A 25,090-nucleotide genomic window follows, 5' to 3' on the forward strand; every position below is an offset into this window, starting at 1 on the left:
GAGGCGGGGGCCCGGCGACTGTGCCAGCGCCGACCACAGCGACGGGGTCGCCTGCATGACCGTGACGCGTTCGGCCGCCGCCAGCGCCGCGAGCAGCCGCGGGTCGCGTACCTGCTCCTCCGTGGCCATCACCACGCAGCCGCCGGCGCGTAGTGGGGCCATCAGTTCGAGTACGGAGATGTCGAAGGAAAGGGTGGTGACGGCGAGCAGCCGGTCGGAGTCGCCGATCGGGACGGCGTCGGCGACGGCGGCGAGGAAGGTCTCCAGGTCGCGATGGGTGACCACCACGCCCTTGGGCCTGCCGGTGGATCCAGAGGTGTAGATGACGTACGCGGCGGAGTCCGGATCACGCAAGGCTCGGCGGTCCGGGTCTCTCGGGGCCGCATGCCGGAGGCGCCCACGTGTGTCGTCGAAGGCGATGAGTGCCGTGCCGTCCGGCATCGCGGAGAACAGTTCCCGCGATCGCCCGTCGGCGACCACCACGGCGGGCCGGGCGTCGTCGATCATGAATCGCAGTCGCTCGGCCGGGAACGCGGGATCGAGCGGCAGGTACGCGGCCCCCGCCTTGGCGACGCCCAGCACCGCCACCAGCAGGTCGGCCGAGCGCGGCAGGGCGAGCCCGACCAGGCTCTCCGGACCGGCGCCGAGGTCGGCGAGCTTGGCGGCGAACGCGCTGGAGGCCGCGTCGAGCTCGGCATAGCTCATCGTCCGGCCGCCGGACACGCAGGCGTCCGCGTCGGGTGCCGCCTTCGCCCGCGCGGAGAACCGTACGTCCCAGGGCAGGTCATCGGGCTCCACCGGCCCGCCGGACCGCCACCGCGAGAGGTCGTCGAGGTCGGCCGCGGCGAGTACCGGTACCCTGCCGACCGGCTGTTCCGGCCGGACCGCGAGCTCGCCGAGCAGCACGATGAGGCGGTCGAGCAGGCGTTGCGCGGTGCCGTCGTGGAAGCGTGCGGCGTCGTACTCCAGGGTGATGTCGACCGGCCGGCGCGGGCCGGCGTCGACGAAGGTGAAGTTCAGGTCGACTTTCGGGTCGGAGAGGTACGAGGGCGGGTCGCCCGTGGGCAGGCCCAGGGCGGTGTCGTGGCCGGTCTGCCGGTGCAGGAAGCCGATCATCACCTGGAACAGCGGGTTGCGGCCCGGTTCGCGTACCGGATTGACCACCTCGACGACCTGCTGGAAGGGCACGTTGGCGTGCTCGAACGCGGCCAGGTCGGTCTCGCGCACCCGGCGCAACAGCTCGGTGAAGGACGGCGAGCCGGAAAGGTCGGCGCGCAGGACGACGGTGTTGACGAAGAAGCCGACCAGGTCGTTCAGCACCGCGTCGGCGCGGCCCGAGGTCGGGCTGCCGATCGGGACGTCGGTGCCCGCGCCGAGGCGGTGCAGCAAGGTGGCGAGTGCGGCGTGCAGCACCATGAACAGGCTCGCCGACTCGCCCCTGCCCAGCTCCCGCAGCGGGTCGATCAGCTCAGGAGAGAGCGGCGCGGACACTTGACCGGCCCGGCGGACGTCACGAGCCTGACTGCCCCGGCCGTCGCGTGCCTGGCGGGGCCGGTCGGCGGGGAGGGGGATCTCGTCCGGTAGGCCGCGCAGGCGCTCCTGCCAGTAGGTCCGCTCGGTGGCGTGCCTGCCGGCCGGGTTGCCGGGGTCGCCGAGCAGTTCGCGCTGCCACAGGGTGTAGTCCGCGTACTGCACCGGCAGCGGCTCCCAGCGTGGGGCGTGACCGGCCTGCCGTGCGGCGTAGGCGGTGTCGAGGTCGCGCAGCAGCGGCCGGTCGGACCACTCGTCCATCGCGATGTGGTGCAGGATCAGGGCCAGCACGCTGTCCCCGGTGTCCCGCTCCTGGATCAGGGTGACCCGCAACGGCGGGTCCGCGGCCAGGTCGAAGGGGCGGGCCACCGCCGCCGACACCGCGTTCCCGGTCTCGGCGGCCGGGCAGTCCACGACCGCGACTTCGATTGGGCACGGGTCGAGTACGTCCTGAACCGGCTGGTCACCGATGACCATGACGAGCGTCCGCAGCACCTCGTGCCGCGCCACCACGTCGCCGAGCGCGGCCCGGAGTGCGTCGTGGTCGACGGATCCGCGGAGGCGGACGAGCAGCGGGTAGTTGTACGCCGTCGAGGTGGGGTCCAGTTGCTGGAGCAGCCAGAGCCGTTCCTGCGCCGCCGACAGGGGCGGGCGCTCGTGCCGCGGGCGGGAGACGAGCTCGGGGGGTGTGGTCCCGGCCCGGTCGGCGAGACGGGTGGCCAGGCGCGCGGGCGTGCGCGTGTCGAACAGGTCGCGCAACGACAGATCGACCCCCAAAGCCGCCCGCACCAGCCCGAACAGCTGGATGGCGAGCAGCGAGTGCCCACCCCGATCGAAGAAGTCGTCCTCGGCGCCAAAACCGGCGAAGTCACCCGGTTCTCCGCCACCGAGGACCTCGCCGAACAGCTCGCACAGCCGCCGTTCCACCTCCCCCACCGGCGCCCTCGAACTCGACGGCAGCGACCGCGCCACAGGCAGTGCGGCGGTGTCCAGCTTGCCGTTGATCGTCAGCGGCAGCGCCTCCACGACCGCGAAGGCGGACGGCACCATGTACCCGGGCAGCACCGACTTCAGCTCGCGATGAACGGCCACCAGCAGCGAGTCCCCATCACCGGGCTCCTCAGGAACGACATAGGCCACCAACCATTTGCCCCCCGACGGACCGGGAACGGCCAGCACCGCGCTCTGGTGCACGCCCGGCAGCGCCGTCACGACAGCCTCGACCTCCGCCGGTTCCACCCGATAACCGCGGATCTTGACCTGATCGTCGGTACGGCCCAGGAAGTCGAGGTTCCCGTCGGCACGGGCTCGCACCAGGTCGCCGGTACGGTACATCCGCCCACCGGACACGAACGGATCCGCCACGAACCGCGAGGCGGTCAACCCGAACCGGTCGAGATATCCACGCGCCAGCCCCGCCCCGCTGATGTAGAGCTCACCGGGCACGCCCGCGGGCACCGGCCGGAGGGCGGCGTCCAGTACGTAGCCGCGGGTGTTCCAGATGGGCCGCCCGACCGTGGTGCCCGCGCTGTCCTCGGTGCCCGCGCCGAGGGTGTTGATCGTGTACTCGGTCGGGCCATACAGGTTGTAGCCATCCACCCCCTCGGCCTCGCGCAGCGCGGTCCACAGCGTCTGCGGCACCGCCTCGCCGCCGAGGAGCACCAGAGCCGGACGGTACGAACCGGGCGGACCCCCATACCGCGCGCCGTCGAGCAGCCCCTGGTCGAGCAGGTGCTGGGCGTAGGTCGGGGTGACGTTCACGACGTCGACGCGGTGCCGGTCGCAGTAGGCGACGAGCGCGCGGGCGTCGCGGCGCAGTTCCTCGTCGCAGATGTGTACGTGATGGCCTTCGACCAGCCACAGCAGCTCCTCCCACGACATGTCGAAGGAGAACGAGACCGTGTGGGCGATCGTGAGGATCCGGTTCCCGGCGGCGGCGATCGTGGGGGCGAAGATGGCCTCGCGGTGGTTGAGCTGCATGTTGGTCAGCCCTCGGTACGGCGTGACCACGCCCTTGGGCCGTCCCGTGGAGCCGGAGGTGTAGATGACGTACGCCGGGTGGTCGAGCCGTCCCGGACTGCCGGGGGCGAATTCGCCCAGTTCGCGGTCCTCGATCGGCTCCGACGATCCGATACGCGCGGCCTCGCCGTCCAGGCGCAGCACCGGCACCGGGTGGGAGGCGAGCCGGGGCGCCACCGCCTCGGTGGTGACCAGCAGGACCGGCCCCGCGTCGGCCAGCATCGCCAGCAGGTGGTCGTCGGGATGGTCCAGTTCGAGGGGGAGGTAGGCGGCTCCGGTACGCAGGACCGCGAACAGCGCGGCCACCATGTCGACGGATCGGGGCACGGCCAGCGCGATGATCCGCTCGGGGCCCGCTCCCCGGTCGAGCAGCAGGCGCGCGAGCTGGTTCACGCGCGCGTCGAGCTCGGCGTAGGTCAGTGTGCGCGGGCCGGAGGTGAGGGCCGTGGCGTCCGGTGTCCGCCGGGCCTGGGCGGCCATGAGCTCCGCGATCGTCTCGGCGCCGATGGGATGGCTGACCGCGTCCCATCCGGCCGCCAGCTCCGCGAGCTCGTACGGGAGCAGGACGGGAACATCGGCGACCGTCGCGGCGGGCTGCTCCGAGAGGTGGAGCAGCACCTGCTCCAGCCGGGACAGCAGCGCCCGCGCCCGCTCCGGCGCGACCACGTCGGCCCGGAACTCCAGCCGCACCGCCAGCCGCGCCCCCGGCGTGGCCACCCAGGTGAGCGGGTAGTGCGTGGCGTCCACGCTCTCCACGCCGACGATGCCGTGCTCCTCCTCCAGGTCGGTGAAGGTGTCGTCGTCGAGGAAGTTCTGCAGGACGTACAGGCTGTCGAACAGCTGGTCGCGGCCCGCCGCGCGCTGGATGTCGCCCAGGCCGAGGTACTCGTGCGGCATCATCTCCACGCGGTCGGACTGGACGCGCCGCATGACCTCCAGCATGGGTTCGCCCGGGGTCAGGCGTACGTGGACGGGAACGGTGTTGAGGAAGACCCCGATCACCGAGTCGATGCCGTCCAGCTCGGTGGGCCGTCCGGCGACGGTCGTACCGAACACGGCCTCCTGTCGTCCCGAGGCATGGCTCAGCACCATCGCCAGCGCCGTGCTGAGCATCGCGTTCAGTGTCACCCCACCGCGACGCGCCCGCTCGGCGACCCGGCCGGTCTGCTCCCGGCTCAACCGGAACGACAGGCTGGTCGCCAGCACCGGCGCGGTCCCCGCGGCCTCGGGGAACAGGATGGTCGGCTCCTCCAGCCCGGCGAGCGCCCGCCCCCAGGCCCGCGCCGACGCGTCCACGTCCTGGCGAGCCAGCCAGGCAAGGTAGTCGGTGAACGTCGCCGCCGCGCGGCCTGCCGCTGTCTCCGCGTCTGGCCGCTGGGCGGGGTGGCCGTCGCGGGCGAGGGCGTACTCGCCGAACAGCTCGCGCAGGACCAGCTCCCGCGACCACCCGTCCCACAGCAGCAGGTGGTACGTGAGCAGCAGCCGGTCGCGCCCGCCGGGCAGGCGGACCACGGTCAGGCGGCACAGCGGCGGCCGGGCCAGCTCGAACGGCCGGCGACGGTCCGCCTCCATCAGCGCCCGGAGCCGATGGTCGTCGTCCTGGTCCGACAGGTCCACGACGTCGACCGAGCTGTCCAGGCCGGTGCCGACCAGGGCTACGGGCCGGGTCGTGCCCTCGGCGGTGAAACCGAGCCGCATGGCCGCGTGCCGATCGAGCACGGTGGCGTACGCGTGGCGGAGGGCTTCGACATCGAGCCGCCCGGCGAAGTCGAACGCGTTCTGCGCCACGTACACGTCGGCGTCGCCCGCGTAGCCCGCCTGGAAGTACAGGCCTTCCTGGAGCGGCGACAGGGGCCAGATGTCCTGTACGGCGACCGGGGCCGCGGCGAGCACCCGGCCGACCTCATCGGGGGTGAGGGTGGGGTGGGTCAGCACTGTGGAGTCGCTCAGTGAGCCGGGCCGGGCCGGGTGGTCCGCTCCACGTTCGTGGCCATGGTCGGGCGGCGCGGCGGCCAGTTCGCGCGCGGCCGCGGCCCAGGCGTCGCCGAGCGCGTCCACGTCGTCCGCGCCGAGACCGCCGTCCGCATAGGTGAACACGGCGTGCAGCTCGGGCCCCGCCGCCGTGTCGTGGCAGGCGACGTTGATCTCCAGCAGGTACGGCGTGCCCAGATCCGGGTCCGGGTGCACCCGCAGCGCCTCCGTCTCGGGCGCCGTGTCCCAGTCGCCGGATCGCCCGGCCGGGAATCGGCCGAGGTAGTTGAACAGCACTTGGGGTGTTCCCAGCCGGGCGAGCGCGGGGGCGGTGCGTGCGTTGCAGTAACGCAACTGCCCGTACCCGAGCCCACCGTCCGGAACGGCCCGCAGCACCTGGCACACGTCGCCAAGCACGGCGGTGGCCGCACCGGAGACCGCGGGCAGCCGTACGGGGGCGATGGCGGTGAACCACCCCACGGTCCTGGACAGATCATCGCCGTCGGCGACCTCCTCGCGCCCGTGCCGTTCCAGGTCGATCACCAGCGGCGCCGCCGGGTCACCGCCGCGCGCCACCCGCCAGCGCGAGACCGCGACATGCAGCGCGGCAACGAGCACATCGGTCACGTCTGCCGACACGGTTGTCAGCAGCGGGGCGGTCACCTCGGGGGGCAGGCGTACGACGTGGTCGCGGGTTCGGCCGGCGGTCAGGCCGATGGTCGGGGTCGCCGGGTCGAGTTCGCCGCCCGGTGCCAGGGTGGTCGTCCAATGGTCGAACTCGGCGAGTCTGGCCGCCTGGGTGGCGTTCTCGGTGATGGAACGGGCGAAGGCGCGCAGTGATGTGCCGACCGGTTCGAGCCGCACGTGTTGCCCGGTGCTCACGGCGTCCCAGGCCTGTCGCAGGTCGTCGACCAGGATCCGCCACGAGACCCCGTCGACCACCAGGTGGTGCGCGACGAGCAGCAACCTGCCCTGCTGCTCGGGCCCCCGATCGAACCACACCGTCCGCAACACGTCGCCGTTGTCGGGGTCCAGCCGGTCGGCGGCGGCGTCGGACTCGGCGGCGACCAGGGCGCGCAGGGCGTCGTCGTCGAGACCCACCGCGTTGACCGAGGTCACGGCGGGCTCGGGTACGTCGGCGGCCGGACGGGCCTCCAGGGACCACAGCAGCGGAGACGGCCGGTTCAGTCGCAGCCGGAGCGCGTCGTGCCGCCGGACCAGCGCGCGGATCAGCGTGACGACCTGCTCGTGGGTGGCTTCGGGCGGGGTGAGCAGCAGCTCGGACTGGTTCAGCCGGGAGATCCGCCCACCCAGCTCGGCCAGCCGGTGCACGATCGGCATCAGCATGACCTCGCCGACCCCATCGGACGCGGCCTCCTCCGGCTCCCGGCCGGGTCCGGTGTCCGCGCCGGAGTGACCGATCGCGTCGGCGAGCGCGGCCGGAGTGCGGTGGACGAACACGTCTCTCGGGGACAGCCGCAATGACCGGCGCCGGGCCAGGTTGACGAGCTGGATCGCGATGATGCTGTCGCCGCCGAGCACGAAGAAGTCGTCCTCGGGGCCGACGTCGTCCAGACGCAGCACCTCCGCGTACAGCGCCCGCAGAACGACCACCGGCGACGCTCCCCCAGAAGAAACCTCGACCTGAGCGCCCGCCGGGACGGGCAGGGTGGCCTCGCGATCAAGCTCGCCGACAACCGCCGCCCGAGCGGTCGGCGGGACGGGTAGGGCCTCGCGGTCGAGTTTGCCGTTGACCGTGAGCGGCAGCGCGTCGAGCGACACGAACGCCGCCGGGATCATGTACCCAGGCAGCCTCTCAGCCAGCCGCGCATGCGCCTCGGCGGCACCGACGCGCACCCCGGCCCGCGCGACCAGGTACGCCACCAGCCGCCGCCGTCCGGGCTCGTCCTCGCGGACGGTGACGGCGGCGTTCACGACTCCGTCCAGGGTCAGCAGCGCGGACTCGATCTCGCCGAGTTCGATGCGGTACCCCCGTACCTTCACCTGCTGGTCCGACCGGCCCAGGTAGACCAGGTCACCGTCGGGAGTCCACCGCGCGAGGTCGCCGGTGCGGTAGAGCCGCCCACCGGACACGAACGGATCCGCCACGAACCGCGAGGCGGTCAGGCCGGGGCGGTCGAGGTACCCGCGGGCCAGCTGGTCGCCCGCGACGTAGATCTCGCCGGTGACGCCCGGCGGGACCGGCTGGAGACCGTGGTCGAGCACGTGTACGCCGAGGCCGGGCAGCGGACCGCCGATGACGCTGTCGCCGTTCGCGTCGTCCGAGGTCAGAGCCCGGAACGACACGTGCACGCAGGTCTCGGTGATGCCGTACATGTTCACCAGCAGCGGTGCTCGGCGGTGGTACCACGGGGCCAGGCGGGCGAGGTCCAGCGCCTCTCCCCCGAAGATCACGTACCGGAGCGCGAGCTCGCCCGGCCGCCCGCGTTCGGCCTCGATCAGCGGGTAGAACGCGGACGGGGTCTGGTTCAGCACGGTCACGCGCTCGCGTTCCAGCAGGTCCAGGAAGCGTCGCGGGTCGCGCGCCACGTCGTGGGCGACGACGACCAGCCGCCCGCCGTACAGCAGCGCGCCCCACAGCTCCCACACCGAGAAGTCGAACGCGTACGAGTGGAACATGGTCCACACATCGTCCGGCCCGAACTCGAACAGCTCCTCAGCCGCGGCGAACAGCGACAGCACGTTGCGATGGGTCACCGTCACACCCTTGGGCCGCCCCGTCGAGCCCGAGGTGTAGATGACGTACGCCGCGTTGTCCGCGCTCAATGAGACCGGCGGGGCGGTGGAGTGGCCCGCGACGACGTCCGGGTCGTCCAGCAGCATGACCGGCACCGTGGCAGGGGGCAGCGAGCCCAGCGTCGCGCTGTCGGTCAGCAGGCATACGGGGTTCGAGTCGGCGAGGATGTAGTCGAGGCGTCCGGCCGGTGCACCGATGTCCAGCGGTACGTAGCAACCGCCCGCCTTCACGATCGCGAGCAGCGCCACGACGAGGTCGGCCGAGCGCGGCAGCGCGACGGCGACCCGCGACTCGGGCCGTACTCCTCCGGCGATCAGCGCACGGGCCAGGCGGTTGGCGGCCGCGTCCAGTTCGGCGTGCGTGAGCGAAGCGGAGCCCGAGGTGACGGCGATGGAGTCCGGCTGGACCGGGGCGGCGGCGTACGCGCCCGCGAGCGTCGCGCCGTCCTCCACCCGTGCCACCGCCGTCCCGGACGACAGCGCTGAAACGGGCAGGTCAGGGGCCGTGACCAGTTGGTCGAGCACCCGCTCCACCTGGTCCAGCAGCCGCCGGGCCGCCCGCTCCCCGACCAGCTCGACGTCGTACTTGATCTCCAGCGTCAGCCGCTCGCCGGGATAGGCCACCAGCGACACCGGATAGTGCGGCGAGTCCGTACCGGTGAAGCCCCGCACGCTCAGCCCGGCCCGGCCACCGTCCCGTACGGTGGGGAAGTTCTCCACCACCACCATCGTGTCGAAGAACTCCCGGACACCGGCGACGGCGGCGAGCTCGCCGAGCCCCACCTGCTGCACGTCGAGCAGGTCCGTCTGCTGCTCCTGCAGCCGGGCGAGCACCTCGCGCAGCGTGTCGCCGGGCTGCCAGGACATGGGCACCGGGATGGTGTTGATCAGCAGGCCGACGATCGACTCGACGCCGGGCAGCTCCCCGCCCCGCCCCGACACCGTGGAGCCGAAGACGACCCGCTCCTGCCCGAGCAGCCTGCCGAGCAGCAGACCCCAGGCGCCGTGCACGAACGTACTGAGGGTCACTCCCTGCTCGCGAGCGGCCTCGACCAGGGCGGCCGTGCGCTCGGCGGGCAGCGCGACGTGGACGCTGTCATGCCGGGAGACCTTCTCCACTGCCCCGAACAGGCGGGTGGCCGAGTCGATGCCGGACAGCGCGCGGGCCCACACGCCACGGGCATGGGCCCGGTCCAGGGCGGCCACCGCCTCGACGTGGTCGCGGAACGTCACCGCCGGAGCGGGCAGCTCGTACCCGGCTCCGGCCCGGCCCCGCTCATAGGACTCGATCACGTCCCCGAACATCAGCGGGTACGACCACCCGTCGGCGAGGATGTGGTGCATGGTCTCCACCAGCCGGTGGTCGGTCCGGCTGAGCGAGACCAGCGCGTACCGCAGCAGGGGCGCGGCGGCCAGGTCGAAGGGCTCGGCCAGCTCGGCGGCGGTGACCTCGGCCAGCCGATCATCGAGGTCCCCACCGGTCAGGTCCACCTCGCGCCACGGTACGTCCACCGCGTCGGCGATCACCTGGACCACCCGGCCATCGGCCAGCTCACGGAAGCAGGCGCGCAGGGCGTCGTGGCGGTGGACCACCGCCTCCACGGCGCGGCGCAGCGCCGCCGGATCGACCGGGCCGGACAGCTCGGCCACCTGCTGCACCACGTACGTGTCGGTGTGGTCCTCGGCGAAGGACGCGTGGAAGTACATGCCCTGCTGCAACGGCAGCAGCGGGAGCACGTCCCGCACACCGGACGGCGCGAGCCGGTCCACGTCGCCCTGGGTCAGCTCGACCAGCGGGAAGTCGGAAGGGGTACGCCCGGCGAGCTCGGCACAGCGGGTCAGCGCGGTCAGCGCGGCCATCCACAGCTCGGCCAGCCTGCCCACCTCGTCGGCCGTCATGACACCGGACGGCCAGGACAGCGTGGCCGAGAACACCGTGCCCGCCCGCCCGTCCTGGGCCAGCGCGTTGATCTCCAGCCCCATCGCGGGGTTGCTCGGGTGGACGCCTTCGCGCAGCGCGCCAGCCGCCGCCCAGTCCCCGCCCTCGTCGGCGGCGAACCGTCCCAGGTAGTTGAACAGGATCTGCGGCGGCTCGCCCCGCAGGTCCGCCTCGCCGTCCAGGTAGCGCAGGATCCCGTACCCCAGTCCCTGCCGGGGCACGGCGCGGAGCTGCTCCTTGACCCGCTTGGCCGCCGCCGCGAGGGCGGGGCCCGCCTCGGTGACCTGCGCCCAGGGCAGCGGTCCCGGGTCGAGGCGTACGGGGTAGATGGCGGTGAACCAGCCGACCGTGCGGGACAGGTCCACGTTGTCGAGAGCGTCGCGGCCGTGGCTCTCCAAGCTGAGGACCACGGCGCTCTTCCCGCCGCGCCGCCACTCGGCGAGCGCGGCGGCGAAGCCGGTCAGCAGCACGTCGTTGACGCCGCCGTGCATCGCGGCAGGCACGGCCGACAGCAGAGCCGTGCTCACCTCGGCGGGCAGCGAGACCGTCAGCGACTCCACGGTGGCGGCCGTGTCGATCGCCGGGTCGAGCGGGCGCGTGCCCAACCGGGGGTCCTCGGTGGCGAGGACGGCCCGCCAGTGGTCGAGCTCATCGCGGAACGTACCCCGCTCGGTCGCCTCCTCGACCAGCTTCGACCAGGTACGGAAGGAGGTCGGCACCTCGTCGGGCACCGGCTCGCGGCCCGCCCGTACCTCCGCCCAGGCCCGCGCGAGGTCGTCGGCGAGCACCCGCCAGGAGACGCCGTCGATCACCAGGTGGTGGATGACCAGCAGCAGCCGGCCGGGCTCGGACTCGGCCTCGTTGGCGAACCACACCGCCCGCAGCATGACCCCGCGCTCGGGGTCGAGGCCGTCGGCGGCCGGCCCGGTGACCTCCTCCACGTCGGCCGACCCGGCCACCCTGGTGAGCGCGTCCGCCGCGCGGAACGCCTCCGGCGGCGGCACCGACAGCACCCATGCGGCGCCGTCGCGATCGAGCCGGGCCCGCAGCAGATCGTGGCGCTCGCCGACGGCCTGGAGCACCCGCTCCAGTTGCGCGTGGGTCATGCCGGCCGGGGTGCGGAGGATCATCGACTGGTAGAAGCGCTCCAGGGGCGTACCCGCCCGCATCGTCTCGGCCAGCATCGGGGTGAGCGCGACCGTACCCTCGCCGCTGTCCCGCGGTCCGCTCGGGCGGGCCTGGGGCGCGGCGGCGGCCAGCGCCCGCACGGTGCGGCGGCGGAAGACGTCGCGCGGGGTGAGGTGCAGGCCCGCCTTGCGCGCGCGGCCGGTCACGGCGATCGAGGAGATGCTGTCGCCGCCGAGGGCGAAGAAGTCGTCGTCGATGCCGGCCTCGGGGAGGCCGAGCACCTCCGCGTAGATGGCGCACAGGGTTCGCTCGCGGTCGTCGCGCGGGCCGTTGCCGCCGCTGACGGGTGCCACGGGCTCGGGCAGTGCGGCGATGTCGAGCTTGCCGTTGACGGTCAGCGGCAGCTCGCCGACGACACCGTACAGCGCGGGGACCATGTAGCCGGGCAGCCGCTCGGCCAGCGCGGCCCGCAGCTCCGCGACAAGTGCGGCCTGGTCAGCGACGAGTGCGGCCTGGGCGGCCCCCTCCGCCGGCACCACGTACGCGACCAGCTTCTTCAGCCCGGTCACCGCCGAGTCGGTACGGGCGATGACCGCGGCCTGCCTGACCTGCGGCAGCGCGGTCAGGGCCGACTCCACCTCACCGAGCTCCACCCGGTAGCCGCGGATCTTCACCTGGTCGTCGACGCGGCCGAGGAAGTCGAGGTTGCCGTCCTGGCGCTGCCGTACGAGGTCCCCGGTCCGGTACATGCGCCCGCCGGGCACGAACGGGTCCGCCACGAACCGCGACGCGGTCAGGTCCGGCGCGTGCAGGTAGCCGTGCGCGAGCCCCGCGCCCGCCACGTAGAGCTCGCCGAGCACCCCCGGGTGGACAGGGCGCAGCCAGGCGTCGAGCACGTACGCGCGGGTGTTCCAGATCGGGCGGCCCACGGTGGGCGTGGCGCTGTCGGCCGTGCCCGCGCCCAGCGTGTTGATCGTGTACTCGGTCGGGCCGTAGAGGTTGTAGCCCTCGGCGCCGCCGGGCTCGCTCAGCCGGTTCCAGACGGCTTCGCTCACCGCCTCTCCACCGAGCAGCACCAGGCGGGGCGGATGGCCGTCCCAGTCGAGCAGCCCCTCCTCGAACAGGTGATGGGCGTACGTCGGGGTCACGTTGATCACGTCGATGCGGTTCGCGCGGCAGTAGGCGGCCAGCGCGGCGGCGTCCCGGCGCAGCTCCTCGTCGCAGATGTGCACCTCGTGGCCCTCGACGAGCCACAGCAGTTCCTCCCACGACATGTCGAAGGAGAACGACACCGTGTGCGCGATGCGCAGCCGGTCCCGCCCGGTGCTCCGGGCGCGGGCGACGACCGGGTCGAAGATCTCGGCCCGGTGGTTGAGCTGCATGTTGGTCAGGCCGCGGTACGGCGTGATCACGCCCTTGGGGCGGCCGGTGGAGCCGGAGGTGTAGATGACGTACGCCGGATGCTCCAGCCTGCCCGGCACCGTGGCGGCGAACGCCCCCAGCTCCGCGTCACTCAGCGGATGCGCGGGCAGCGTGTCGTCGGGGACATCGGCGGGGACGTCGTCGGGGACCAGGCATTCTCCGCCCAGGCGCCGCTGCGCCTCGGCCAGCGGCGTGGCCGCGTCGGCGCAGACCAGCAGCACCGGTCGCGCGTCGTCGAGCATGTCGGCGAGCCGGTTCACGGGGTGGTCGAGGTCGAGCGGCAGGTAGGCGGCGCCGGTACGCAGGACGGCGAAGAGCGCGACCACCATCTCGACGCCGCGGGGCAGGCCGAGCGCCACGATCCGGCCCGGTCCCGCGCCCTTGGACAGCAGCTGCCGGGCGCGCCTGTTGATCCGGCCGTCCAGCTCGGCGTAGGTCAGCGACAGCTCCCCGAACACCACGGCGACCTCGTCCGGGCAGCCCTTGGCCCGCTCGGCCAGCAGGTCGGCGATGGTGGCCGAGCCGATCGGATGCTCCGTGGCCGCCCACTGCCCGGCCAGTTCGGCGTGCTCCTCGTCGAGCAGCGGGTCGAGCGCACCCGCCTGGACCTCCAGGCCGCCGGCGAGCGACTCCAGCAGCCGCTTGAAGCGCCGGACCAGCCGCCGCGCGTCCTGCTCGGCCACCACGTCCGGCCGGTATTCGAGCTTGATCCGCAGGTTGGCGCCGGGGGTCAGCACCCAGGTGAACGGGTAGTGGGTGGTGTCGACGTACTCCACTCCGACGATGCCCTGCTCGCGTTCCAGCTCGGTGAAGGTCGTGTCGGACAGGAAGTTCTGCAGGACGTACAGGGTGTCGAAGAGCTGCTCCTGACCTGCGGCCCGCTGGATGTCGCCGAGCCCGAGGTACTCGTGCGGCGCGAGCCGGATGCGGTCCTCCTGTGCCCGGCGCGCCAGCTCGATCACCGTCAGCTCGGGCGCGGCGGCCACCCGGGCCGGGACGGTGTTGAGGAACAGGCCGATCACGTCCTCGATCCCGGGCAACTGGGTGGGCCGCCCCGCGACCGTCGTGCCGAACACGACGTCGGTGCGCCCGGTCTCGTACCCGAGGAGCAACCCGAGCGCGGCGGTCAGCAGCGAGTTGAGCGTGACCCCGCCGCGCCTGGCCTGCTCCCCCAGCCGGGTCGTCACCTCGGCCGGGAGCGCCGCGAGGACGCGTTCGGACGGGATCGGCTCCCGGCCGGCCGCTTCCGGTACCAGGATGGTCGGCTCGGAGACGTCGGCGAGCGCGGCGGCCCAGGCGGCGGTGGAGGCGTCGCGGTCGCGGGCGGCGATCCAGGCGAGATGGTCGGTGAACGCCGCCCCCGCCCTCTCTGGCGGCAGCGCGCCGCGTTGCCCCCGGGAGTCGTAGAGCGCGAACAGCTCGCGCAGCACCAGCTCGCGCGACCAGCCGTCCCAGAGCAGGAAGTGCGCGGTCAGCAGCAGCCGGTCCCGGCCGCCTGGAAGGTGTACGACGGTCAGCCGGGCCAGGGGCGGCCGGGTGAGGTCGAACGGTTCCTCCCGGTCGGAGCGCATCAGCTCCGCGAGAGCGTCGCCGGAGCCGGTGGACAGGTCCACGACCGCGACCTCGGCCGGGACCTCGGCGCCGATGTACTGCACGACGCCGGGGACGCCGTCGCCGGTGAACCCGGCGCGCAGGGTGGGATGGCGTCGCAGCAGCGCCGCGAACGCCGTGGTCATGGCCTCGACGTCGAGACGGCGGTCGAAGTCGAACACGTTCTGCGCGATGTAGGTGCCGGCGCCTTCGGAGAAGGCCGCCTGGTAGTAGACGCCCTCCTGGAGGGGCGAGACCGCCCAGATGTCGGCCACCGGAACCGGGCTGACCGCAACGACGTGGTCGATCTCCACCTGGGTCAGCTCCACGGTCGTCAGCTCGGCGGGTCGCAGCCGCGGCGCCGGCTCGGTGGGGGGCGCCGGTTCGCCGTCTGCCAGGTGGGCTTCGATGGCGGAGGGGGTATGCATGCGGAAGATGTCCTCGGTGGTCAGTTCGATCCCGTCCTTGGCGAGCAGGCTGACGACGCGGATGGCCTGGATGCTGTCGCCTCCGGCCGTGAAGAAGTCGTCGTGGACGCCGATGCCGTGGCTTCCGTCGCTGCTGTCGCTTTTGTCGCGGCCGAGCACTGTGGCGAAGTGGGCGCAGATCAGCGCCTCTCTTGGAGTGCGCGGGCGTCCGCTGCCGGTGATCGGCTCGGGGGCGGGGAGTGCCCGGCGGTCTCGTTTGCCGTTGGGGAGCGTCGGCAGGTGGTCCAGGATGGTTATCGTGGCGGGGATCAGGTAGGGGGGTAGTTCGGCGCGTAGTGTCGCGCGGAGGACGTTGGGGTCGATCTCGTCTCCGGGGGCGGCCACCACGTAGGCGTGCAGGGAGCGCGTGCCACCGGTGTCTCCGCCCGTGACGCGTACGGCGACCACGGCGTCGGCCACACCGGCGCGGCGCAGCAGAGCGGCCTCCAGTTCGCCCGGCTCCACGCGGTGGCCGTTGATCTTCACCTGGTCGTCGGCCCGGCCGAGGAACTCGACCCGCCCGTCGGCCGTCCACCGGCCGAGGTCGCCGGTGCGGTAGAGCCGGGCGCCGTCGGTGTACGGGTCGGCCACGAATCGGGTGGCCGTCGCACCGCCCTGGCCGAGGTAGCCGAGGGCGAGCTGGGCGCCACCGACGTAGATCTCCCCGACCGCGCCGGGCGGGACGAGGTCAAGGGCGGCATCCAGCAGATGGATCCGCGCCCCGGGCACCGGCGTGCCCAACGTCACCGGCCCCTCCGCGTCCACCACCTCACCCTGCAACACGTCACCCGTCACCTCCGACGACCCGTAGGAGTTGACGATCCGGGCACCGGGGGACGCCTGCCGGAGCGCGTTCACGCAGGCCTGGTCCAGCGGTTCCCCGCTGCAGATCCAGCGGCTGAGCGTCGCGAGCCGTTCCGGTTCCGTGTCCGCCAGCGCGCCGGCCAGACTGGGCACGGCGAGCAACTGGGTGGCCCCGGACCGCTCGACGAGCCCGGCCAGCGCGGCGCCGTCGGTGGCCTGCGTGGCGTCGGCGATGACCGTCGTCGCCCCCGCGACCAGGCCGCCGAGCAGTTCCGTGGTGCCGTCGATGAAGCTCAGCGAGCTCTTCGCCACCCGGACATCGGCCGCCCACTCCCGCGCGGCCCAGCCCAGCCGATTGGCAAGCGCCTCCTGCGTCCCGACGACCGCCTTCGGCCGCCCCGTCGAGCCGGAGGTGTAAACAACCGACACCGCGTCCTGCGGACCCGTCACCGTCTCGAACGGCACCGCATCCAGCGGGCCTGTTCTTGTTCCGTCGCCGGTAGCGTCCGTGTCGGCCGCCGCTCGTACGGTGAGCGTCGGCAGGTCGTGTGGCGGCAGCGACCTGGCGCTCGCGTCGTCGGTGAGCACGCACACCGGCCGCGCGTCCCCGAGCATGAACTCGATCCGGGCCGCCGGATAACCGGGATCGACCGGCAGGTAGGCGGCCCCGGAACGCATGACGGCGAGCAGGGCCACGGCCATGTCCGCCGAGCGGCTCGTCGCCACCGCGACGATGTCGCCACGGCGCACCCCCGCCCGGGTCAGCGCCCGGCTCACCCGTCCGGCGCGATCGTCCAGCTCGGCGTAGGTGAGCGCGAGGTCGCCGCAGACGACGGCCGTACGCGCCGGGTGCCGGGCCACCTGACCCGCGAACAGGTCCACCACCGTGGTACCGGACCGCCGCATCGGGGCACCGGAACCGGCGGCCATCAGCCACTCGCGCTCCTCCCCGGTCACCAACTGGACCAGTTCGCAGGACTGCTCGGCGTTCTCGGCGATGGCGGCCAGCACCATCTCGTACTGGCGGGCCAGCCGGGTCGCGGCACTCGTACCGACCACCCGCCGATCGTGGGTCAGCGTGACGGCGATCCGCGCGCCCGGCTTGGCCATCAGCGTCACCGGGTAGTGCGGCGCCTCGACCGTGTGCACAGCGGCGATCTGGATCTCGCCTGCCGGGGTGGGGGGCGCCGGGTAGTTCTCGATGACCACGAGGGTGTCGAACAGCTCAGGCACACCCAGCCGCCGCTGCAACCGGGCCAGCGAGACGTGCTCGTGCTCCACCACCTCGCGCCGGTCGCGGGCGAAGCGGCGTACCACGGTGGCGAGCGACTCGGCGGGACTCCACCGTACCCGCGCCGGAACCGTGTTGATCAGCAGACCGACCATGGAGTCGATACCCGCGACGTCGGCGGCCCCACGCCCGGAGACGGTCGAACCGAACGTCACGTCGAAACGACCTGCCAGCCGTCCGACGAGAATGCCCCAAGCGGCGCCGATGACCGCCCCGACCGTCAGCCCATGTTCCCGAGCCCACGCGCTCACCCGGTCGCTGACCTCCTCGGACAGCTCCCGATCGACCCGCCCGAACCCACCGCCGACCTGCCCGCCGACCTCCTTGGGAACGCCAAGCGCATCGGCGAGCCTGGTCGGCTCGTGTACGTCCGCCAGGGCGTCCGCCCACGCCTCGGTCGCCACGTCGGGGTCCTGTGCCGCCAGCATCCGCAGGAACTCCCGATAATGCGGCGGTGCGGGCAGCGCCTCGGCCCGTCCCCCGGCCTCGTAGAGCGCCAGCAGGTCGCGTAGGAGCAGCGGCACCGACCAGCCGTCGGCGAGGATGTGGTGCACGGTGTGGATCAGCACATGCCGCCGCTCACCGAGCCTGAGCAGCGCGTACCTCATGGATGGGGGCCGCCCCAGGTCGAACGGCAAGGACCGCTCCGTCTCCGCGACGGCGGCCACCCGCGAGGCGACACCCTCCGCGCCGAACCCGCTGAAATCGCCCACCCGCAGAGCCGCACCCTCAGAGCCAAGCGCGCTGAGCTCCTCCACCTGCGGGACCGTGCCATCGGCGCCGAACCCGCTGAGATCCTCCACCCGCCACGGCACCGGCGGACGGTCCGCGATCACGGACACGACCTGCCCGTCGCCGACGGTACGGAACGCCGCGCCCAGGTTGGGGTACCTGTCGATCAGCCGGTCCGCGGCCAGCCGTAACCGGTCGCCGTCCAGCGGGCCGGTCAGCTCGATGATCTGCTGGACGACGTACGGGTCGGTGTCGCGGGCGAAGGTGGCATGGAAGTAGAGGCCGGTCTGCAGCGGTGACAGGGGAAGCACCTCGCGGAGTTCCGGTGCCGCGGCCTCGATGGCGGCCACGTCGCCCGGCTCCAGGGCGACAAGGGGGAAGTCCGACGGGGTGTGCCCGGCGACCGTCTCGCTCGTGGCGATGCCGGTGAGCACCTGGGTCCACAGCTCGGCCAGCGCCCGCACCCGGCCGCCGTCGAGCACACCACCGGGCCAGCTGAACCTCGTCTCCAGCACCGGCCCGTCGGCCATGTCCACGGCGACCGAGTTGATCTCCAGCACGCGCGGCAGCGGCATGCGCGGGTCACGCCGCTCGACGACGATCTCACCCCCACCACGACCACTACCACCGCCGTCGCCGACGGCCGTCCACTCCTCGGTGGACCCGGCCGCGAACCGCCCGAGGTAGTGGAACAGCACCTGCGGCGCGACAGCCAGGTCAGGGCGTGGCTCGCCGCCGAGATAACGCGAGGCACCGTAGCTGAGCCCCCGCCGGGGCACAGCCCGGAGTTGCTCCTTGACCGCCTTCACCGCGTCTCCGAGCGCGGCATCGCCCGGTCCCGGATCGAGTACGGCGGGGAAGAGCGTGGTGAACCAGCCGAAGGTACGGGAGAGGTCGACGTCCCCCGCGCCGACGGCGTCTTCCTCCCGGCCGTGTCCCTCCAGCTCCAGCAGTACCTCGGACCCCGCGTCGGGGCAGTGGCCGGCCCGCCACCGGCCCAGGGCGATCGCCGCCGCCGCGACCAGGACGTCGTTCACGCCACCGTGAATGGCCGCGGGCACCGCGCCGAGCAAGCGGGCGGCAACGGGCGACGGGAGCGCGACCGTCAGCGACTCCTCGGCCGCCACCACGTCGCGGCGCGAGTCCAGCGGCCGCTCCCCCAGCATCGGGTCAGGGGTGGCCGCCGCCCGCAGCCAGTACGCCTCGTCGGCGGCGAACGCGCCCGCGCGGGTACGGTCGCGCAGCAACGTCGCCCACTGCCTGAACGACGTGGGTACGCCGGGCAGCGACACCGCCCGCCCGTCACGAACCGCCGCCCACGCCTGGCCGAGGTCCTCCAGGAGCACCCGGAGCGACACCCCGTCCACGATCACGTGGTGGATCACCACCACGAGCCGGCCCTGCGCGTGCGTCCCGGCGTCCAGCCACACCAGCTCGATCATCCGGCCACCGGCCGGGTCAAGCCGTCGCGCCGCCGCCGTGATCTCCCTGGCGGCGACTGCCTCCATCGCCGCAGCGATCTCCCGCCCGGTGACGGTCTCCGCCACCTCCGAGACTTCCCGCCCGACGACTACCTCCGTCGCGCCGTCGCCGGTGGTCATGTCTACGCGGGTGATCACCTGGGCCGGTCGTGGCGAGCCCACCGGCTGGATCGACAGGGTCCAGGGGGCCGTGCCGTCGATCCGTGCCCGCAGCAGGTCGTGGGTGGCGAGTACGGCGTCGACGACGCGTTCGAGCTGGTCGGCGGTCATACCGGCAGGCGTGTGTACCGTCATCGACTGGATGAACCCATCCATCGACGGGCCGGTTGCCTGGAGCCATTCGGTGATCGGGGTCGGGGGCACCTCGCCGACCGCGCCGGTGGCGGGGCCGGCGGTCGTGGTGACCTCGGTCACCGTGGCCGCCAGCGCCGCCGGGGTGGGATGGGCGAACAGGTCGCGCGCCCGCACCACGAGTCCCGCGTGCCGCGCCTGCCGGACCACGCCGATCGCGACGATGCTGTCACCGCCCAAAGCGAAGAAGTCCTCCTCCGCCCCCACCTCCTCGACGCCGAGGACCCGCGCGAAGATCTCGCACAGGGCGCGTTCCCGAGCGGTCCCCGACTCGAGCGTGCGCGCCTGTCCGGCCGGTTCCGGCAATCCGCGGTCCGCCGACAGAGCCCGGCGGTCCACCTGCGGCTCCAGCAGAGCACCACCACCCACCTGCGGCTCCGGCAGGACGTGGCCGTCCCCCTTCGAGGCCGGCAGAGGGCGGCGGCGTGCTTGGGGTTCCGGGAGTGCGCGGCGGTCCACCTTGCCGTTGGCGGTGAGCGGGAAGCGGTCCAGGACGACGAAGGCGCTCGGCACCATGTACTCGGGCAGCCGGTCGGCGCACCAGCTCCGTAGTTCCGTGGCGGGGAGATCGTCGTGGGAGGTCACGTACCCGATGAGGTGTCGCGCGCCCGCCGCGTTCGTGCCCACAGTGACGGTCGCCTGGCGGACCCGAGGGTGCGTGGCGAGCGCCGCTTCCACCTCCTCCGGCTCCAGCCGCATGCCGCGGATCTTCACCTGGTTGTCCGCCCGCCCCACGAACTCCAGCGAGCCGTCGGCGTTCCAGCGCGCGAGGTCGCCGGTGCGGTACATCCGGGACCCGCCGTCACCGAACGGGTTGGCCACGAAACGGGAGCCGGTCAGCGCGGGGGCGTTGATGTACCCGCGCCCGAGCAGGAACCCCGCCGCGTACAACTCGCCGACCTCGCCCACCGGCAGCGGCTCCAGCCGGTCGTCGAGCACGTAGAGCTGGGTGTGCGGGTTCGGGCGGCCGATCGAGGTCGCGATGCGTTCGGCGGTGTCGCGGTAGATGACGTGTGAGACGCCGATGGTCGCCTCGGCCGGGCCGTACCCGTGGTAGAGGGTCGTGGACAGCCGGCTCCGGAACCGGTCGAACAGCTCGGGGGTGAGCACCTCGCCCCCGCACCAGACGTGCTTCAGCCCGGACAGCAGCGAGGTCCCGTGGGCCATCTCAAGGAGAGTGTCGAGCATCGACGACACCAGGTAGACGAACGTCACGCGTTCCCGCGCGATCAGGTCGAGCAGGTACTGGGGATCGCGTTCGCCGCCGGGCTCGGCGACCACCACGTAGCCGCCGGAGACGAGCGGAAGCAGGATCTCGTTGACCGAGATGTCGAACGACAGCGGCGCCTTGAACAACGACGCGTCGCCCGGCCCGAACCCGAGGATCTCTTCGACCTGCCACAGCAGCCGGGTGCTGATCGCCTCGTGCCGGATCATCGCGCCCTTGGGCTTGCCCGTGGAGCCGGAGGTGAACATCACGTACGCCAGCCGTCCCCCGCTGATGGGCGGCAGCGACGGCGGCTCGGCCGGCTCGTCGCCGTAACGCCAGGTGCCGAGGTCCACCTCGACGACGGAGTCACCGGTCTCCGTGCCGGGGGCGGCGATGACCAGGCCAGCGCCCGCCTCGGCCCGTACCTTGGCGCGGCGGTCCGCCGGCCAGGACGGCTCGACCGGCACGAAGGCGCCGCCCGCGACCATGACCGCGAGCACGGCGACGACCAGTTCGGCGGAGCGGGGGGTGGAGACGGCGACGACGTCTTCCGCCCGCAGGCCGCGCCCGCGTAGGTGGCGCGCGAGCTGGAAGACGTGTGTGCCCAGCTCGGCGTACGTCAGGCGGGCGCCGGGTGCCACGACCGCGAGGGCCTGCGGGGTCCGGCGTACCTGCGCGGTGAACAGGTCGGCGACCGTGGTGATCGTCTCGGGTGTGGTCGCGTTGTTCCACCTGCGCAATGCCGCAAGTCGCTCCGCGATGCCGTCCGGATGTCCTGGTTTCACGGTATTCGCCACGTAACTTAGGTTAGCCTAGCCTTACTTGATGGGGAAGTGGGTGTACGCGTCTCCCAGGCCCGCCACAGTTCGGCGTACCGGCCGCCGGCGGCGACCAGCTCGTGGTGCGGCCCTTCCTCGATGACCCGGCCATGTTCGAGGACGATCACCCGGTCGGCCGAGGCCGCCTGGGTGAGGCGGTGGGCGACGATCAGGGTGGTCCGTCCCCGGGTCGCCGCGGCGGCGGATGCCTCGATGTCACGGGCGCCCAGGCTGCCCGCCTCCGCCGTGGCCTCGTCCAGGACGGCGATCGCCGGATCCGCGAGGACCAGCCGGGCGAGGGCGAGCTGCTGGGCCTGGGCCGCGGTGAGCTCGTGACCGCCTTCGCCGACCACGGTGTCGAGGCCGTCGGGCAGGCCCTGGGCCCAGTCGAGGGCGCCGACGGTGGCAAGCGCCTCGGTGGCCTCGTCCGGGGAGGCTCCCGGCCGGGCCAGGCGCAGGTCCTCGATCAGCGGCCCGGCGAAGACGTGCGTCTCCTGGGTGACGATCGCCACGCGCGCACGCAGGTCGGCCGGAGCGAGCTCCGCCAGCGGCACGCCGCCGACGCGCGCCTCGCCGTGACCGGGGCGCAGGATCCCGGCCGCGATCGCCGCGAGGGTGGACTTGCCCGCCCCCGTCGATCCGACCAGCGCCACCCGCGCGCCCGCCGCGACCCGGACACTCACGCCATCGAGCACCTCGACCTGGCCGTCATAGCTGAAGCGCACACCGGACAGCTCCAACGAACCGTCCGTCGGCACCCGCGACCCACTGGACAGCCCCGGCAGGCGCTGCTCACCGGACAATTCCGGCGAGCCGTCCGCCGGTTCGAGCGGCTCCCGGTCCGGGCTGTAGCCGGTGGCCGGGCGCGGGGTCGGGGTGAGCTCGACCACTCCGACGAGGCGGGCCAGGCTCGCGCCCGCCGCCTGTACCTCGTCGAAGGTGAACAGCAGCATCCCGATCGGGTTGAACAGGCGGTGGAAGAGGACCGCCGCCGCCGCGCTCTCGCCGACCGTGACCGACCCGCCGCGCACCAGCAGGAACCCGGCCACCAGGATCGCGGCCAGGCCGAAGAACTCCGCCCGGTTGACCCGCCCGACAAAACGGGTGAACAACGTGAAGACCGACACCGAGATGTCACGGGCCCGCCCGGAGGCGATCCCGATGTCGTGCAGGCGGGCCTGTTCCAGGCGGTAGGCGTGCACCGTACGGACGCCCTGCATGTTCTCGACCAGGAGCTGCGAGGAGTCCGCCACCGCCCGCCGCTCCCTGGCGTACTGGGGCGCCGCCCGCGGCAGGTACCACCGTAAAGCCAGCGCGTACAACGGAACCGCGACCGCGCCGGCCAGCCCCAGCCGCCAGTCGATCCCGGCCATCGCGGCGACGCTCAGGACGCCCAGCAGGAACGCCGAGATCATCGTGGGGATCACGTCGGAGGCGGCCTTGCCGATCGACGCCGCGTCCGTGCCCACCCGCGAGAGCAGGTCGCCCTTGCCGGTACGTTCGAGCGTCGTGGCCGGCAGGGTCAGTGCCCGGGCCACGGTCGCCTCCCGCAGCACCGCGAGGATCTGCCCGCACAACCGGCCGATCAGGTACGTGGCCAGGCCGGTGGTCACACCCCCGACCAGGGCGGCGACAGTGATCACGATGGTGATGGGCACGATCGCGGAGCCACCGGCGTGCTCCCGCACCCGGTCCACGAGCGCCCCCAGCGCGTACGCCGGCACCACGGAGGCGACCGCTCCCAGCAGGCCCACGAGCAGCGCGAAGGTGAGACTCGGCCACCTGCCGCGCAGCTCGCGCCACAGCCACGACCACGTCCGGCGCGCGCCGGCGATCGGCAGCAGCTCACGGTCAGGCGCGGCGGCGGTGTCGTCGCCGTCTGGTCGGGTCATCTCAGTACCGCCCGGTTGTAGTTCCTGTCGGTCGCGGCCAGTTCGGCGTGGGGTCCTTCGGCGACCACCCGGCCGTCGTCGATGACGATGACCCGGTCCGTGACGGCCAGCATCGCGGGGCTGCTCGTGATCACGACGGTGGTGAACAGCCCTGTCTCGTCCGGTGGGTGCCGCAGCGCCCGTACGCCTTGGGCGATCGCGTGTTCGGTGACGGCGTCCACGGCCGTCGTCGGGTCGTGCAGGACGAGGATCGGCGGCCGGGCCATCAGCGCCCGGGCGAGCGCCACCCGTTGCCGCTGCCCGCCCGACAGACTGGCACCCCGCTCAGTGACGAGGTGCTCCAGGCCGTCGGGATGCGCGGAGAGCACCTGGTCGGCCGCCGAGGCAGCCAAAACCCCGGCCAGCCCCTCGGTCAGGTCCTTCGGCGGTGCGCCGGCGGTGACGTTGTCTCTGATCGTGCCGGTGAACAGGTCCGTGTGATGGGGTTCGACCAGCATCGTCCGGCGGAGCTGCGCCAGCCGGACGCGGGCCAGTTGCCGGCCGCCGACCACGATCTGGCCGTCGTACTCGGCCGGCGCCACCCGCCCCGAGAGGATCTTGACCAGCGCCTCCCCGTCGGCGGCGCGGTGTGCCGCCACGCCCACGAACTCTCCAGGACGTATGGCCAGGTCCACCCCGTCGAGCGTGCCGAACTTGAGCGCGCGCACCTCCAGCCCGGGCGCTCCGTCAGGGGCGAGTTCCTCGACGCCCTCGGGCACCAGCGGGTCCGCGTTCAGGACGACGGCCACGCGCTCGGCCGACGCTCGCGCCTCGGCGACCCAGCTCGGGACGATGGCCAGCAGCCCAATCGGCTCCATCAGGAACTGGGCGAGCCCGATGACGGTGATGAGCTCCCCGGCGCTGATCCGCCCGTTCAGCGCGAACCAGCCGGCCAGGATCGCGATGCCGCAGGCCAGCAGCGCCCCGCAGACCGTCGAGGCGGCCACGTACACACCCTGGGTGCGGGCCGCCCGGACGATGGCCCGCAGCGAACGCCCGCTGACCTCCCGGTAACGCTGGGCGGCCGCCTCCTCGGCGCCGATGCCGCGTAGCGGGCGCAGGCCGCTGACCAGGTCGGTCGCCAGTGACGTGGCCTCGGCCGCGCGTTCCTGCTGCTCGGTCACCCGCTTGGTGATCAGCGGCGTACCCGCCTGCAGCGCGAGGAGCACCACGGGCGTTCCGACGAGGACGGCCAGCCCGAGCCGGACGTCGATCACGAGCAGCGCGACGGCGCTCACCACGGTCGCCGTCACCGCACCGGCGACGCGCGGTACGTAGTCCAGCAGGTACGAGGTGTTGTCCGTGTCGGTGGTCGAGACGGTGAGCAGGTCGCCGGCGCGCTGGTCGGTACGGATGCCACGCGGATGCATGATCTTCGTGGCCACCTCGACCCGGAGCGTGTGGGCCTCCACCGCGATGGCGAGCATGAGCTGCCGGGCACCGAACCGGTACACCGTCGTCAGCACGCCGAACAGCACCGCCAGCGCCGCCACCCAGAGCACCAGGGCGCCGCCGTCGCCGGGGCCGATGGCCCGGTCGACGATGACCCCGATGAAGATCGGCACGAGTGACTCGCACACCTGGTGGAGGCTGATGAGACCGGTTCCCACGCCCAGCCGCCGCCGGTTGCGGGTCACCGTACGCAGAAG

General features: G+C 72.9%; 3 protein-coding genes. All 3 read right to left on the minus strand.

Annotation, left to right across the window (positions count from 1 at the left end; translation table 11 throughout):
- Positions 1-21,489: non-ribosomal peptide synthetase (locus KME78_RS03120; protein WP_219527210.1), on the minus strand; the 21,489-nt coding region annotated here is incomplete at its 3' end.
- Positions 21,490-21,494: 5 nt separating this feature from the next.
- Positions 21,495-23,402, minus strand: coding sequence for an ABC transporter ATP-binding protein (locus tag KME78_RS03125; RefSeq protein WP_219527211.1), 1,908 nt, complete (start codon positions 23,400-23,402; stop codon positions 21,495-21,497).
- Positions 23,399-25,078: an ABC transporter ATP-binding protein gene (locus KME78_RS03130; RefSeq protein WP_308126788.1), complete on the minus strand. Its 1,680-nt coding sequence runs from the start codon at positions 25,076-25,078 to the stop codon at positions 23,399-23,401. Before KME78_RS03130 ends, KME78_RS03125 begins: the two co-directional genes overlap by 4 nt.
- Positions 25,079-25,090 lie beyond the last annotated feature (12 nt).

This window comes from Nonomuraea guangzhouensis (assembly GCF_019396345.1).
Lineage (GTDB): Bacteria > Actinomycetota > Actinomycetes > Streptosporangiales > Streptosporangiaceae > Nonomuraea > Nonomuraea guangzhouensis.

Coding starts and splice junctions, on each gene's coding strand:
- KME78_RS03125 (WP_219527211.1), bottom strand. CDS start 23,402: ATGACCCGACCAGACGGCGACGACACCGCCGCCGCGCCTGACCGTGAG.